12 protein-coding genes are annotated in these 15,782 nt (G+C 46.2%); all 12 read left to right on the plus strand.

The window, feature by feature from the left end:
- Positions 1 to 64 precede the first annotated feature (64 nt).
- Positions 65 to 1,309, plus strand: a complete 1,245-nt coding sequence (gene wcaK, locus AC3Y5R_RS18585) for a colanic acid biosynthesis pyruvyl transferase WcaK (protein WP_489922551.1) — start codon at positions 65 to 67, stop codon at positions 1,307 to 1,309.
- A gap of 9 nt (positions 1,310 to 1,318) precedes the next feature.
- Positions 1,319 to 2,542, plus strand: a complete 1,224-nt coding sequence (locus AC3Y5R_RS18590; protein WP_489922552.1) for a glycosyltransferase — start codon at positions 1,319 to 1,321, stop codon at positions 2,540 to 2,542.
- Positions 2,539 to 3,879, plus strand: a complete 1,341-nt coding sequence (locus tag AC3Y5R_RS18595; RefSeq protein WP_489922553.1) for a lipopolysaccharide biosynthesis protein — start codon at positions 2,539 to 2,541, stop codon at positions 3,877 to 3,879. Before AC3Y5R_RS18590 ends, AC3Y5R_RS18595 begins: the two co-directional genes overlap by 4 nt.
- Before the next feature lie 208 nt (positions 3,880 to 4,087).
- Entirely contained in the window at positions 4,088 to 4,984 is an 897-nt protein-coding gene (gene galF / locus AC3Y5R_RS18600; RefSeq protein WP_489922554.1) for a UTP--glucose-1-phosphate uridylyltransferase GalF, read from the plus strand.
- A 51-nt stretch (positions 4,985 to 5,035) separates the two neighbouring features.
- Positions 5,036 to 6,049 (plus strand): UDP-glucose 4-epimerase GalE, encoded by a 1,014-nt coding sequence (galE, locus tag AC3Y5R_RS18605; RefSeq protein ID WP_158783537.1) that lies wholly within the window; start codon positions 5,036 to 5,038, stop codon positions 6,047 to 6,049.
- A gap of 558 nt (positions 6,050 to 6,607) precedes the next feature.
- Complete coding sequence (gene rfbB / locus AC3Y5R_RS18610; protein ID WP_489922555.1) at positions 6,608 to 7,687, plus strand: dTDP-glucose 4,6-dehydratase; 1,080 nt, start codon at positions 6,608 to 6,610, stop codon at positions 7,685 to 7,687.
- Positions 7,687 to 8,574: a dTDP-4-dehydrorhamnose reductase gene (gene rfbD, locus AC3Y5R_RS18615; RefSeq protein ID WP_489922556.1), complete on the plus strand. Its 888-nt coding sequence runs from the start codon at positions 7,687 to 7,689 to the stop codon at positions 8,572 to 8,574. Before rfbB ends, rfbD begins: the two co-directional genes overlap by 1 nt.
- Positions 8,575 to 8,623: 49 nt before the next feature.
- Positions 8,624 to 9,499, plus strand: coding sequence for a glucose-1-phosphate thymidylyltransferase RfbA (rfbA, locus tag AC3Y5R_RS18620; protein WP_489922557.1), 876 nt, complete (start codon positions 8,624 to 8,626; stop codon positions 9,497 to 9,499).
- Positions 9,500 to 9,530: 31 nt separating this feature from the next.
- Complete coding sequence (gene rfbC, locus AC3Y5R_RS18625; RefSeq protein WP_489922558.1) at positions 9,531 to 10,076, plus strand: dTDP-4-dehydrorhamnose 3,5-epimerase; 546 nt, start codon at positions 9,531 to 9,533, stop codon at positions 10,074 to 10,076.
- A complete protein-coding gene (locus tag AC3Y5R_RS18630) occupies positions 10,073 to 10,891 on the plus strand; it encodes an ABC transporter permease (protein WP_158783532.1) in 819 nt (272 codons plus the stop codon). The genes rfbC and AC3Y5R_RS18630 overlap by 4 nt, the downstream gene beginning before the upstream one ends.
- Positions 10,881 to 12,221: an ABC transporter ATP-binding protein gene (locus AC3Y5R_RS18635; RefSeq protein ID WP_489922559.1), complete on the plus strand. Its 1,341-nt coding sequence runs from the start codon at positions 10,881 to 10,883 to the stop codon at positions 12,219 to 12,221. Before AC3Y5R_RS18630 ends, AC3Y5R_RS18635 begins: the two co-directional genes overlap by 11 nt.
- Positions 12,218 to 15,763 carry a glycosyltransferase gene (locus AC3Y5R_RS18640; RefSeq protein ID WP_489922560.1) on the plus strand — a complete coding sequence of 1,182 codons (3,546 nt, stop codon included), beginning with the start codon at positions 12,218 to 12,220 and terminating at the stop codon, positions 15,761 to 15,763. Before AC3Y5R_RS18635 ends, AC3Y5R_RS18640 begins: the two co-directional genes overlap by 4 nt.
- Positions 15,764 to 15,782 lie beyond the last annotated feature (19 nt).

Raw genomic sequence — 15,782 nt, forward strand, 5'->3', positions numbered from 1 at the left:
TGTTTATCAGTCTGTTATGGGTGGCTTAGTCCTGTGGGATGAAAAGCTTTTTTCTGGAGTTCTTATGAAGATTTTATTAGTTGGCAATCATACCTGTGGTAACCGTGGTGATGGTGCCATATTACGTGGCCTCATTGACTCGCTTAACCTTGCAAGGAACGATCTGGAAATTGATGTCATCAGTCGCTACCCAACCAGTTCAGGCTATCTGCTTCAGCAGGAAATTATGCCGGACGAACTTTTCCTCGAAACCAAAAAGGGAAAGAACAAACTGACCGATAAGGTCAAACGTCGTCTGATGCCGAAGATCATGATGGCGCATATCAGCGGCAAGGGCATCTTTAAGTTTTTCTCCGTGCCGAAATACCTGCAGGATTTTACCCACAAGCTGAAGCAGTATGATGCGGTCATTCAGGTTGGTGGCTCATTCTTTGTTGACCTGTATGGTCCGTTACAGTTTGAGCATTCCCTTTGCGCGTTACTGGCAAAGAAGCCCATTTATCTGGTAGGGCACAGCGTGGGGCCTTTCCAGAAGGAAAGATTTAACGAGATTGCCAACTTCGTCTTCTCCCGCGTTAACAGCCTGGTGCTGCGCGAGAGCGTGAGTCTGGAGATGATGAAGCAGGGTAATATCACCACGGAAAAAGTGATTTCCGGTGCGGATACGGCCTTCCTGGTTCGCGCCCGCTCTGTAGAGCAGCCGGGCCATAACCTGCTGCACTGGCAGAAGCTGATCGCCTCAACAAAAACCATTGCGATCACCGTCCGCGAGCTGGCACCTTTTGACAAGCGTCTTGGGGTCACCCAGCAGGAATATGAGATGGCGTTTGGTAAGGTGATCAACGCAATGATCGACAAGGGCTATCAGGTTGTGGCCCTGTCTACCTGCACGGGCATCGACAGCTACAATAAAGATGACCGGATGGTGGCGATGACGCTGCGCGATCGCGTGGTACAAAAAGACAAATACCACGTGGTTATGGATGAGTTTAACGACCTTGAGCTGGGCATTCTGCTGGGCGAGAGTCACCTCACCATCGGTACCCGCCTCCACTCGGCAATTATTTCGATGAATTTCGGTACGCCGGCTGTGGCCATCAACTATGAACACAAATCTCTGGGCGTGATGAACCAGCTTGGACTGCCAGAAATGGCTTCGGACGTAAAAAGCCTGATGGACGGAACGATTATCAGCAAAGTTTACGGCATTCTTGAAAATTATGAAGCGGTTAAACAACAGGTTGACAGCGCTGTCGCTCAGGAGCGGGTGCTTGGCAACAACATAACTGAAGACGTCGTCAGAGTTTAGGGTGAACAGATGAAACTTACGTTTTTCACAATGCGTTTTCCGGTGGCGTCCGAGACCTTTGTCCTGAATCAGGTAACGTATTTTATCGATCAGGGCTATGACGTGGAGATCATCTCCGTCTTCCCGGGCGACCTGGATAACCGACATGGTGCGTTTGACAGCTACAATCTGGCTGAGAAAACCCACTATCTGCTGCCGGAAGATACTTCTTCCAACGCCGAGAAGCTCAAGCAGCGTCTGAAGATTGTGCTGCCAAAAATGCTCAGTCCGACCACCATACGATCGCTGAACATCGGGCGCTACGGCGCCCAGTCCAGCAAACTTCTGCTACCGGCCATTGTGGCCGGGGCGAAGCAGACCTTCACCGCTGACGTATTTCTCGTGCATTTTGGTTATGCCGGTGCGCTGGCGAACAAGCTGCGCGAACTGAACGTGCTGCGCGGCAAGCAGGCCACGGTGTTCCATGGCGCGGATATTTCCCGCCGCCATATTCTGGAGGAGCATAAGCTGGACTACACCAACCTGTTCCGCCAGACCGAACTGCTGCTGCCGATCAGCCATCTGTGGGAAAATAAACTGATCGCCATGGGTTGTCCGCCGGAGAAGATCCACGTGACGCGGATGGGTATCGAGCCGGAGAAATTCAATCTCAAAGTTCGGGATGGTCTGCATTCGCCGCTGCGTATCGTTTCGGTGGCCCGTCTGACCGAGAAGAAAGGGTTAGGTGTGGCGGTAGAAGCCTGCAAGCACCTGAAAGAGCAGGGCGCTAACTTCGAATACACCATTGTTGGTAACGGTGATATGGAAGAGGAGCTGCGCAATACCATTCGCTCAGCCAATCTGGAAGACTGCGTGAAAATGGTGGGCTTCAGGCCGCAGGAAGAGATCAAACGCTACCTTGACGAAGCGGATATTTTCCTGCTGCCTTCGTTGACCGCAGCGGACGGTGATATGGAGGGGATCCCGGTGGCGCTGATGGAAGCGATGGCCGTGGGCCTGCCAGTGGTCTCCAGCGACCACAGCGGTATTCCTGAACTGATCGAAAATAATGTTTCAGGCTGGCTGGCGCCAGAGGGCGATGCCCGTGCGCTTTCAGAGATCCTGTTAAAACTGGCTAAAAGCGATGTGGATATCGCACCAGTGGTGGCGGCAGCACGTCAAAAGGTGGAAACGGAATTCAACCAGCACATTGCTTACCGCCAGCTGGCTGAACTTCTGGAGCAACTTGCGTGAGTAGTTTAAAGTCCCAGGCCGTATGGCTGTTTGGCGGTACCTGTTTTGCCGCCGCGTTACAGGTGGTGCAGTTAGGCGTGCTGGCACGAAAACTGGAAGTCCATGAACTGGGTATCCTCGCCATTATCAACGCTATTCTCGCGGTGGCCATGGTGCTACAGGATATGGGGATGAGCAGCTATATCGTTCACCGCCAGAACATCACCCGTAAAGAACAGAGCACCATCTACTGGGTGAATGTTCTGCTCAGCCTGCTGACTGGTTTGCTGTTAATCGCCATTGCCTGGCCGATTGCTTATTTCTACCATATCCCGCAGCTGACCGGACTGATTATGCTGACCAGCCTGAATTTCCTGGTGCTCGGCTCACTGTCGCAATATCAGGCACACTTTATCAAAGCCAAGAAGATGGTTCTGCTGGCTAAAATAGAGATGGTGACGAAATTCCTGGCGTTTGCATTCACCGTCGGAATGCTTTATTACTCTTCGCTCAATGTTTCAGCTGTAATTCTCGGATTATTTTCCAACGCCGCTATGCGTATTCTTTGTATGATCTGGTTTGGTGAAAAATCCTGGCGGCCTACCTTTGAATTTGATAAGGCCACGTTCTTCAGCTCGATCAAATATGGCGTTTATCAGTTGGGTTCCCAGACAATTAACCAGCTGCGTACTCAGGCTGACTCCCTGATCGTCGGTAAAGTGATGGGCGCGGAAATGCTGGGGATTTACTCGCTGGCGAAGGAGCTGGTGCTGCAGCCGCTGAAGCTGGTCTCACCGGTGATCAACCGTCTGGCGCTGCCACGCTTTGCTGAGAAACAACACGAACCGGAGCAGTTGCAGAAGCTATTCCTGAAAGGCACGCTGGCGATTATGCTGTTCAGCAGCCTGATGTATCTGGCTATCGGTATTCTGTCGCCGGTGATTGTCCGGGTGCTGTACGGCTCCTCGCACGAGGCGGTAGGACACCTGATCCCTCTGATGCTGCTGTTTGGTATGCTGCGTCCGATGGGCGGCCTGACCGGGGCGATATCGCAGGCAAACGGCCGGACCAACGTCGAGTTCTACTGGAATATCGTGGCGAGCATCATTGTGGTGCTGGTGCTGGCGACCACCTGGATTTATCCAAATGTCTGGTACGTGGCGCTGACGCTGTCGATCTCTCAGGTGCTGATTTCAGCCTTTGCCCACCCGTTCTTTATCAAACCGGTGATTGGCATTCGCTTCCTGCCTTATGCCCGTCAGTGGGTTTCCGTCTCGGTGGCGTTTGCCGGGATCATGGGGCTGGTCAGTTATTACAATTTATTTGTGATGCCGGAATGGTTTACCGGTTGGTTATAATCTGAAAGCCAGAAAATAAAAAGGTGACCTCTCAGGAGGTTGCCTTTTTTTATTGCCGGGATAAAACAGATTTCGTGGCGATTGTCTGTGATCTGTCGCTAATTTGAAGGCCAGCGCTGCTAAATTTTCAGATTAAGATTATACTTGCTAATCATCTCTTTAATGCATAATCGTTGAACGTTTTTTACTTCATTTATATGGAAAAAATATGACCAAGCTTAAAGCAGTTATCCCCGTTGCGGGTCTGGGTATGCACATGCTCCCTGCTACAAAAGCCATTCCTAAAGAGATGCTGCCAGTCGTGGACAAGCCGATGATTCAGTACATCATCGACGAGTGCGTGGCGGCAGGTATCAAGGAAATTGTGCTGGTCACTCATGCGTCCAAGAATGCAGTTGAAAACCACTTTGACACCTCTTACGAGCTGGAAGCCCTGCTGGAAGCGCGCGTTAAGCGTTCGCTGCTGAGCGAGGTTCAGTCTATCTGCCCACCGGGCGTGACTATCATGAACGTCCGCCAGCCACAGCCGCTGGGCCTGGCCAACTCCATCCTGTGCGCACGCCCGATGCTGCACGATGAAGCTTTTGTTGTGGTCCTGCCAGATGTGCTGCTGGATGACTCTACTGCCGATCCACTGCGTTATAACCTGGCCGCCATGGTGGCGCGTTTCGAAGAGACCCACCGTAGCCAGGTGCTGGCTCATCATATGCCAGAAGCGGATCTGTCTGAGTACTCGGTGATCAAAACTCAGGATGTGATGGATAACCCGGGCCAGACCAGCCAGATCGTTGACTTCGTTGAGAAACCTGAAAATGCTCAGGCGCTGGGTTCAGACCTGGCTGCCGTGGGCCGTTATGTGCTTTCTGCTGATATCTGGGCAGAGCTGGAAAACCTGGAGCCGGGAGCATGGGGTCGTTACCAGCTGACCGATGCCATTGCTGCTCTTGCGAAAAAACAGCCGGTTGACGCTCATCTGCTGAGTGGCACAAGTTTTGACTGTGGCCGTAAGCTGGGTTATATGAAAGCCTTCGTTTCATGGGGTCTGAGAAACAACGCGCAGGGACGTGAGTTCCGCGAAGAAATCCAGAAAATCCTCGCTAAATAATCCCAATCTCACGATGACCGCGCGGCAGCCGCGCGGTGGTAAGGAGTCAAAATGGCCATTTTAGTAACGGGTGGTGCGGGCTACATCGGTTCACACACTGTTCTGACGCTGCTTGAGCGCGGCGATGACGTAGTGGTACTGGACAATCTGAGCAATGCTTCACGCGAGTCGGTCAACCGTGTAGAACAGCTGACCGGCAAAAAAGCGGTTTTTTGTGAAGGTGATATCCTCGACCGTTCCTGCCTGCGCGACCTGTTCGCCCAGCACGATATCTCTGCTGTTATCCACTTCGCGGGCCTGAAAGCCGTGGGTGAATCCACCCGCATGCCGCTGGAATATTACCAGAACAACGTCACCGGCACACTGGTGCTGTTGGAAGAGATGCGTGCGGCAGGTGTGAACCAGTTTATCTTCAGTTCTTCTGCCACCGTGTACGGTGCGGATGCACCTGTTCCTTATGTGGAAACCACGCAGATCGGCGGCACCACCAGCCCATACGGCACGTCGAAGCTGATGGTGGAATTTATTCTGCGCGACTACGCCAAAGCGAACCCTGACTTCAAAGTTATCGCCCTGCGTTACTTCAACCCGGTTGGTGCGCATGAGTCAGGCCAGATTGGTGAAGATCCGAACGGTATTCCAAACAACCTGCTGCCTTATATTGCTCAGGTCGCGATTGGCCGTCTGGAGAAGTTGGGCATCTTCGGTGATGACTATCCCACTAAAGACGGCACCGGCGTGCGTGATTACATCCACGTGATGGACCTGGCCGAAGGCCACCTGAAAGCACTGGACCACCTGCCTGCCATCAACGGTTATAAAGCCTATAATCTGGGAGCCGGGGAAGGGTACTCAGTGCTGGAAATGGTTAAGGCGTTTGAAAAAGCCTCCGGCCGTCCGGTGCCTTACCAGATCTCTCCACGTCGTGATGGCGACCTCGCCGCGTTCTGGGCCGACGCCTCTCTGGCTGATAAAGAGCTGAACTGGCGTGTCTCCCGCGGCATCGACGAGATGATGCGCGATACCTGGAACTGGCAGAGCCATAATCCAAATGGGTATAAATAGCAGTTATCCATGCTATGACTACAATATAAGCCCAGCTAAATGCTGGGCTTTTGTCTGTCTGGCGCAGGAGAAGCTCAGGTAAAGCGACTACATTAAAATTGAATTTAAAAAGATTAAAAAATATGCATGGTATATAGCATTTTTTATTTCGTCGCGTTTGTAATCTGGAGAGTTGTTCACTTATCCGTCGGGTTCAGGCAGCAGGGGGCTACAGAGCTAATAATTGATTATGCGCACTGGGTCTGTCCGGATAATTCTTATTTTAGTTAGTTTTCATAATTGCTGAATGATACAATTACAGGTTGTACCTCTGAGTCATGTTGTCTCAGGTGTGGTAAATAAATGAATTTATATTCATAGTGTTAGACAAGCAGGGCGGCTTGTTCATACCATAGTGAGATGAAAAGTAAGCAGGGATTCAGCTTAAAATTTCAGACTGCACACTGGGGCCGCTAACCCAGGGGCGGTAGCATGGCTGAAATTTATTCAATCAACATGACCTGATAGCCCAATAATCTACGGTTATTGTTCCAAATCACTTCCGTTTAGAGACCTGATATGAAGATTTTGATCACTGGTGGCGCTGGATTCATTGGTTCAGCAGTTGTAAGACATATCATCCAGGATACGCAGGATTCCGTTATCAACGTGGACAAGTTGACCTATGCTGGCAACCTTGAATCCATTAAAAATGTCAGCGACAGTGAGCGTTATCAGTTCGTCCAGTTGGATATTTGTGACACCAACGGCCTGATCAAAGTGATGAACGAGTTAAAACCGGATGCCATCATGCACCTGGCGGCGGAAAGCCATGTTGACCGGTCCATTACCGGCCCGGCGGATTTTGTACAGACCAACGTGGTGGGCACTTATAGCCTGCTGGAAGCCACTCGTCAGTACTGGAACGCTCTCAGCGATGAAAAAAAACAGGCGTTCCGTTTCCACCATATCTCGACGGATGAAGTCTATGGCGATTTGCCCCATCCGGATGAGATGAGTGGCGAGCTTCCGTTGTTTACCGAGACAACCCCCTATGCACCAAGTAGCCCATACTCTTCCACTAAAGCAGCGAGCGACCATCTGGTTCGGGCATGGGGGCGCACCTACAAGCTGCCTGTCATCATTACCAACTGTTCCAATAACTACGGTCCCTATCACTTCCCGGAAAAATTGATTCCGCTGATTATCATCAACGCGCTGGAGAAAAAGCCATTGCCTGTCTACGGCAAAGGCGATCAGATCCGCGACTGGCTCTATGTCGAAGATCATGCTCGTGCACTGTATAAAGTGGTTACTGAAGCGGAAGTGGGCAGCACCTATAATATTGGCGGCCATAACGAGAAGAAAAACCTTGAGGTTGTTGAAATTGTCTGTGAACTGCTCGATGAGCTGAGGCCGACAGAGGGCCGTTACGCGGACTTGATTACTTATGTTAACGATCGTCCTGGCCATGACCGACGTTACGCCATCGATTCGAGCAAAATCCAGAAAGATCTTGGGTGGAAACCTCAGGAGACCTTTGAAAGCGGATTACGTAAAACTGTTCAGTGGTATCTGACCAATAATGAATGGATTGATAACGTTAAAAGCGGCGCCTATCAGAGCTGGATTGAACAAAACTACGAGAAGCGTGACTGATGAAGATTCTTTTACTGGGTAAAAATGGTCAGGTTGGCTGGGAGTTGCAGCGAGCGCTGGCTCCTCTGGGCAACCTGATTGCTCTGGATCGTCATTCAACAGAATACTGTGGTGACTTATCGGACCCTGCCGGTATTGCTGCCACCATTCTGGCCGTTAAACCTGATGTCATCGTTAACGCTGCCGCGCATACCGCAGTTGATAAAGCTGAATCAGAACCGGAAGTCGCGGCCGTTCTGAACACTGTTGCTGTGGCCTCAATGGCTGAAGCTGCAGAAAAAGTGGGGGCTCTGCTGGTTCATTACTCAACGGATTATGTTTTCAACGGTCAGGGCAATAAGCCATGGGCTGAAACCGATGCCACTGAGCCTCTCAGCGTTTACGGCAAAACCAAGCGTGACGGTGAAGAAGCCATTTCAGCAGCCTGCAGTAACTACTTGATCTTTCGTACCAGCTGGGTCTATGCCGCAAAAGGCAATAATTTTGCGAAGACCATGTTGAAGCTGGCAAAAGACAGAGATGAACTCTCGGTGATTAATGACCAGTTTGGTGCTCCCACGGGGGCTGAGCTGATTGCAGATTGCACCGCTCATGCCATTCGTAAAGCAAAAGCACAATCCGGGCTTACAGGCATATACCACCTTATCGCCAGTGGCACGACAACCTGGCATGAATATGCTTCCTATGTTATCAGTTCAGGCCGTGAAAAAGGGCTTGAACTGCAGGTTAGCAAAATCAATCCAGTTGCCACATCTGCCTTCCCGACCCCGGCTAAGCGACCTGCTAATTCACGACTGGATATCACGAAATTCCAGCAGAATTTTGAACTAACATTGCCAGACTGGCGTGTTGGTGTAGAGCGTATGCTCACTGAAATCATTGGATAAATTCTAAAATTCAGCATTGAAAAATGCGGCTAAATTGGTGCAATGCATTATGACAAAGAATAAAGGTATTATCTTAGCGGGCGGATCCGGGACCAGGCTCTATCCTGTAACGATGGCAGTCAGTAAGCAACTTCTGCCTATCTATGATAAGCCCATGATTTATTACCCGCTGAGTACGCTGATGATGGCAGGCATTCGTGACATTCTGATCATCAGCACTCCTCAGGATACCCCACGTTTTGAAAGCCTGCTCGGTGATGGTTCACAGTGGGGCCTGACAATCCAGTATAAAGTTCAGGAAAGTCCTGACGGTCTGGCTCAGGCATTTATTCTTGGCGAAGAATTTATTGGTGATGATGCCTGTGCGCTAATCCTTGGTGATAATATTTTCTACGGACATGACCTGACGAAACAGCTTGAAGAAGCCTGCAATAAAAAGCAGGGCGCAACTGTGTTTGCCTATCACGTCCAGGATCCGGAACGTTACGGTGTGGTTGAGTTCGATGATAATGGTAAAGCAATTTCTCTGGTGGAGAAACCTGAGCATCCGAAGAGCAATTACGCGGTAACCGGCCTGTATTTTTACGATAATAGCGTTGTGGAAATTGCTAAATCGCTGAAGCCATCACCACGTGGTGAACTGGAAATTACCGATGTAAACCGTATTTACATGGAAAAAGGCAAACTCTCCGTTTCGATTATGGGGCGTGGTCATGCCTGGCTGGATACCGGCACCCATCAGAGCATGATGGAAGCCAACAATTTTATCCAGACGATCGAAACCCGTCAGGGCCTCAAAGTATGCTGCCCTGAAGAGATTGCCTACCGTATGAAGTTTATTGACGCCGAACAGTTGAAAACGCTGGCTAAACCGCTGAGTAAAAATGACTACGGTAAGTATTTGCTTAATTTGATTAAAAAGTAAATCCGGTTGTAATGAAATAAAGGAATTAATTGTGAAGGTTATTAAAACGTCTTTAGCAGAAGTACTTATATTTGAACCTAACGTTTTTGGTGATCATCGGGGTTTCTTTTTTGAAAGTTTCAGCCAAAAAACTTTTGACGAAGCGGTAGGGTATCATGTCGACTTCGTTCAGGACAACCATTCTAAATCCACTAAAGGTGTTTTGCGTGGTCTGCATTATCAATTAAACCCTAGCGCGCAAGGGAAATTGGTGCGTTGCGTTGAAGGTGCGGTATTAGATATTGCGGTCGATATTCGTCGTAGCTCACCTTCTTTTGGAAAATGGGTTGGTGTCAATCTTAGTGCAGATAACAAACGTCAGCTATGGATTCCTGAGGGATTTGCCCATGGCTTTGTCACGCTAAGTGAAACAGCCGAATTCGTCTATAAAACTACTAATTATTATGCCAAAGAAAGCGAGCGTTCAATTCTGTGGAATGATGAACGTATTGGCATTGACTGGGGAGTGACAGACGCACTTCTCTCTGAGAAAGACCAGCTTGCACCAGGTTTCGATAATGCTGAGGTTTTTGAATGAACACCCTTGTTAAAACCACGGGCGATGTGTTTAGAAACACATTTAATAATCGGCGATTAATATATTCTTTAACTAAACGTGAAGTTATCAGCCGGTATCGCGGGTCTGTATTAGGTTTACTGTGGTCATTTTTTACGCCTATTTTGATGTTAGTGGTTTACACTTTTGTATTCAGTGTGGTCTTTCAGGCTAAGTGGAGTGAAGGAAGTACGTCAAAATCAGCCTTTGCATTGGTTCTTTTTTCAGGCTTGATAATATTTAATTTATTTTCAGAATGTGTTAACAGAGCGCCAACGACGATCATTGCCAACGCTAACTATGTAAAAAAAGTCATTTTCCCCTTAGAAATACTACCGTTGGTAAATATGGGTGCCGCTCTTTTTCACTTCTTTATCAGCTGTATTGTCTGGCTGGTGTTTTATCTCGTCGAGGTAGGCTTACCTCATGTAACGCTTATTTTATTACCTCTGGTCATGCTACCTCTCATATTAATGACGTTAGGTCTGAGTTGGTTGCTGGCTTCATTGGGCGTTTATCTCCGTGATGTCAGCCAGTTAGTCGGTATTATCACCATGGTGTTGATGTTCCTCTCGCCTATTTTCTTTCCCACGTCGGCATTACCCGCCAGTGTCCGGCCGTTGCTTCTGCTAAATCCACTGGCGTTGTTCATTGAACAAGCTCGCGATGTGATGTATTGGGGAAGAATTCCTGAATGGTACCCCTGGGTAAGAGGCATGGTGATAAGCACTGTTGTTGCGTGGTTCGGCTTCTACTGGTTCCAGAAGACGCGTAAGGGGTTTGCTGATGTCATCTGATAATATCATTGAAGTAAAGGGACTGAGTAAGTGTTATCAGATTTATGATACCCCGAAAGATCGACTGCTCCAGATGTTTTTCCGCAGCCGTAAACAGTTATACCGTGAATTCTGGGCACTAAAAGATGTTTCATTCAGCCTGAAAAAGGGAGAAACGGTAGGTATCATTGGCAGAAACGGCTCCGGTAAATCTACTCTTTTACAAATGATTTGTGGGACGTTAAACCCAACGGATGGTCAGATTAAAGTTAATGGGAAAATTGCCGCCCTGCTTGAACTTGGTGCCGGGTTCAACCCCGAGTTTACTGGCCATGAAAACGTTTTTATGGCTGCATCGCTTTATGGGCTGAGTAATGAGCAAATCAGAGATCGTTATGATGATATTTTAGCCTTCGCTGAAATAGGCGATTATATTAATCAACCTGTAAAAACATATTCAAGCGGGATGTATGTTCGTCTCGCATTTGCTGTTATTGCTCATGTTGATGCTGAGATATTAGTCGTCGATGAAGCTCTGGCTGTAGGAGATGCTGTATTTACTCAAAAATGCATGCGTTTTATACGGAAATTTAAAGAAAACGGCACGCTTTTGTTTGTCAGCCATGATACCAATTCAGTTATAAATCTTTGTGATAAAGCGATCTGGCTTCATCAGGGAGAGATGATTACCTCAGGTAAAGCAAAAAATGTTGCCGAGAAATATCTCCAGTACACTTTGCAGGAAGTCTATGGAGATGATGCTAAGTTACAGAGTTTGAAAGATGAGACAGTCAGTGATGAAGAACTGACGATTGTCGAAAATGAGGTTGATGGTTCAAAGACCACTGTAATCGATTACCGGTCTCAATACGGAATTGAAGATAATCTGAACAATGCCAATGGTTGGAAAACCGGGGCGGGAGAGATTATTACAGTCAATTTCGCTGAAATAATGACGGGAAATACGCTACACGTATTCAAAGGCGGAGAGAAGGTAAAATTAACCATAGAAGCTCAGGCACATGAAGCTTTTGGCTCTCCAATCATTGGCTTTTTGGTAAAAGACCGTTTGGGACAGGTACTGTTTGGTGAAAATACACTTCCTTTCACTAATACCCATACTGTTCAAGTTGCCGCCGGTGAAAAATTCAAAGCTGAATATATTTTCACGCTGCCCATGTTGCCTAATGGTGAATACTCGATGATGATTTCCCTGGCTAATGGTGACATCAACAATCATGTTCAGCATCACTGGTTGCATGATGCGTTAATTATAAATGTTTCATCGAGTGAAGTACGATGGGGTCTTGTTGGTATTAAATTTGATGAAGTGAAGCTGGATATTAAATGAAAACACTATTTGAACTTTATGAGAATCATCACGGTAAATCTTCGGATAAATGGTCTATTTATTTAAATACTTACCATGAAACTTTATCAAAACTACAACCTTTACCCGTTAGTTTTCTAGAGATAGGTGTACAGAACGGTGGTTCACTGGACATTTGGTCTCAATATTTTCCAAATGCGGTTAACATCATTGGCTGTGATATTGATGAGAAGTGTTCACTGCTGACCTATGATAAAAATAATATCAGTGTGGTCATTGGTGATTCATCAACTCAAGAAGTTAAAGAACGAATTGAAAAAATATCACCGGAATTTGATGTGATCATTGATGATGGATCTCATGATTCATCAGACATCATAAAGTCTTTTCTACTCTATTTTCCTTTAATTAAGGAAGATGGATATTATATCATTGAGGATCTTCACTGCAGTTACTGGCAGAATTTTGAGGGTGGGCTTTACGACCCATACTCTTCCATGGCTTTCCTTAAAAAACTTGGTGATATCCCAAATTATGAACACTGGGGCACTGCAAAAAGTGAACATGAATACCTGAAACCGTTTTATGAATATTATCAATGTGACGAATTTGATAATGTCGATTATACTGAAATTCATTCAGTGCAATTTATTAATTCCCTGTGTATTATTCAAAAAAGAAAGAAAGAGAGTAATGTTTTGGGGCCACGTGTCATCTCCGGTGAAATTGAAACCGTAGTTGAAGGTCATCAAAAGATTAATGGTTCTTTCAATACTCCGCAAGATCAAAGTAATAATCCATGGCGTGATATGCCAACATTTCCTGAAATGGAATGGTCCCGATTAGTTGAAACTAATCGTAATGATACTGCCACAATCGAACAACTTGAACGAGATGTGGTTTTTTATAAAAGTATCGAAGATACCTTAAGACTAGAAATAGAAATTAAAAATAAAGACATCAATGAGAAGGACCAATTAATTCAACGTCTTTCATATGATAATAATGCTCTAAGAACATCAACCAGTTGGAAACTGACCTTACCTTTACGTAAATCTGTGACTGAATTAAGAAAAATAAAGAAAGGATTAGAGGTTTCTAAGCGTGTGGTAAGCACTTATGGTATTAAAAGTAGTATTTCCCGAGCGAAAATAATTTATCAACAGAAAGGCTTGCGTGGTATTATCGATAAAGTCAGGTTCCTGAATCAATTGCATCATTCATCAACTATTGTTGAAAGAAAGAGCCTTGGAGCGGTGGACGTGCTTGCACAAGATTTGTTGATGCCGAAGATTTTACTTATTTCGGAGTTATCTATTCCGCAGTGCAAAAAATATCGTGTCGATCAAAAAGTTGAACTTTTCAAGAAATTGGGTATACCAACGACTGTATTGCACTGGAGTCAACAAAATGAGTGCATTGAAGCGTTGCAGAGTCATTCTTTGGTCATTTTTTACCGGGTTCCTGGTTATGAGACTATGGACCCTGTTTTTGCTGAATGTGAACGACTTAATCTGCCAACATTCTGGGAAGTCGATGACCTCATTTTTGATCAGGAAGTGATGCGCCATAGCAAAACTCTACAGGCATTAGACAAACATACCTATAATGCTCTTCTTGATGGTGCGGCGCTGTATAAAAGAGCGATGTTGAAATGCAGAGGTGTTATTGCTTCAACACAGCATCTTGCTGACGCAATGGTCGCCGCTGGTGCACCTTATGCATACGTTATTGAGAATGCACTGGACCCTGAAACAATCATTACTGCTCAGGGGATATCTTCAAGTCGTCTCAGCGAGACGGACGGCATCATTCGTATTGTGTATGGTTCGGGAACAACGACTCATAATATTGATTTTCTTGAAGCTTCCCAGGCGATTTTGAATGTCCTCAAGGCGAACCAAAATGTTCATTTCAGATTAATTGGAGAACTCGATCTTCCTTCTTCTTTTGATGATGTACAGTCTCAAATAGAACGAGTGGCGCTTTGTCCTTATCAGGATTATCTGAGGGTGCTGGCAGAATGTGATATTAACCTTGCTCCCCTGGAAGATTACGTATTTAATTACTCAAAAAGTAATATTAAATATATTGAAGCATCGATATTGGGTCTTCCAAGTGTTTGTTCTCCGCGACCAACATTCAGCAGAGTGATTGAACATGGGGAGAACGGCTTCCTGTGTGAGTCGACCGGGGAATGGGAATCTGTACTGAACCAACTGATCGATTCTGCTGAACTTCGCCATGATACCGGGCATAAGGCTCAGAATACGGTTCTTCATCACTATTCACCAGAAAATATAGCGCATCAGCAAGTTTCACATTTAACTGATGACTTTATCCGTATTCACGCAAACGAACGGAAGAATGTCCTTTCTGTTAACTGCTATTATAATCCCCGTTCATTTGGTGGTGCGACCGTTGTTGCTGAGGAGATGAATAAACGTTTCGATCAGAATCAAGATATCAATATTCATGTTTTGACATCTTTATCTGAAGAATATGCAGCACCTTATCAACTTCGTCGTTATGGTGCTTATAAGCATGAATGTTTTGGTATCGGGCTGCCTTCTTTTGTATCTGAAACCGATCAGATTTTAAACAAAAAAATTGATATTCCCTTCCAACAAGTGCTGGATATTGTAAAACCAGATATTGTGCATCTTCATTCCATTCAGGGATTAGGCCTTTCTATGGTTGATCTCTGCAAGAGCAGAAATATACCTGTCATTATGACGGCTCATGATTTTTGGTGGCTTTATGAAAATCAATTCATACTCAGTTATGATGATAAACATAAAGAACGAGGTGTGCTAACGGGGCATGAGACTAAACCTATCTTTGATAAAGAAGAGGGTAGATACTATGTTATCAAGAAGCGTAACGCATTGTCTCTGGTACATAAAATCCTGGCACCAAGCCAATTCACTCATGATCTTTATGTGAATGAAGGTTTTAGTAACACGATATTGAATAAGAATGGCGTTAATTATCCCGTGGTCATGCCCGATCGTCAGGTCCCAACTAAAATTCGTTTTGGGTACATTGGTGGTAATACACATATAAAAGGTTTCCATTTAATTCAGGCTGCTTTTAAGGGCTTTTCCTCTGCTGATGTGGAATTAGTCATTGTTGATAACACTTTAAATTTAGGTTTTTCCTCTTTCAGTAAAAATGATTTGGAAAACTTTCCGAGTTATACAGTCGTACCCGCATTTACTCAACAAGACATGGACGCATTTTACAGTAGTATTGACGTTTTGCTTTACCCGACTCAGTCTAAAGAAAGTTTTGGTCTGACAGTCAGGGAAGCTTTGATTCGTAATGTATGGGTTATTACTTCTGATGCGGGTGGGGCGGCTGAAGATATCATTGAGGGCCAGAACGGACTTGTTATCCCGTTTGACAATGACGCTGAGAGATTGAAAGTTGCCATTAACCAAACCCTGGCGCACTTCAAAAGTATGCCACAGGGCAAATTGGAGGCTTCCCCACATGCTCATATTCGTTCTTTTGATGAACAATATAATGAATTAGTAGATATTTATCTCACAACTCACTAAAAAAAAGGGCCTGTGGCCC

It is taken from the genome of Erwinia sp. 009765445 (assembly GCF_058137865.1).

Bases quoted from the DNA above. Each gene is read 5' to 3' on its own strand.
- wcaK (WP_489922551.1), top strand. From the start codon at position 65: ATGAAGATTTTATTAGTTGGCAATCATACCTGTGGTAACCGTGGTGAT.
- AC3Y5R_RS18635 (WP_489922559.1), top strand. From the start codon at position 10,881: ATGTCATCTGATAATATCATTGAAGTAAAGGGACTGAGTAAGTGTTAT.
- AC3Y5R_RS18630 (WP_158783532.1), top strand. From the start codon at position 10,073: ATGAACACCCTTGTTAAAACCACGGGCGATGTGTTTAGAAACACATTT.
- rfbA (WP_489922557.1), top strand. From the start codon at position 8,624: ATGACAAAGAATAAAGGTATTATCTTAGCGGGCGGATCCGGGACCAGG.
- rfbB (WP_489922555.1), top strand. From the start codon at position 6,608: ATGAAGATTTTGATCACTGGTGGCGCTGGATTCATTGGTTCAGCAGTT.
- rfbD (WP_489922556.1), top strand. From the start codon at position 7,687: ATGAAGATTCTTTTACTGGGTAAAAATGGTCAGGTTGGCTGGGAGTTG.
- galF (WP_489922554.1), top strand. From the start codon at position 4,088: ATGACCAAGCTTAAAGCAGTTATCCCCGTTGCGGGTCTGGGTATGCAC.
- AC3Y5R_RS18640 (WP_489922560.1), top strand. From the start codon at position 12,218: ATGAAAACACTATTTGAACTTTATGAGAATCATCACGGTAAATCTTCG.
- AC3Y5R_RS18590 (WP_489922552.1), top strand. From the start codon at position 1,319: ATGAAACTTACGTTTTTCACAATGCGTTTTCCGGTGGCGTCCGAGACC.
- galE (WP_158783537.1), top strand. From the start codon at position 5,036: ATGGCCATTTTAGTAACGGGTGGTGCGGGCTACATCGGTTCACACACT.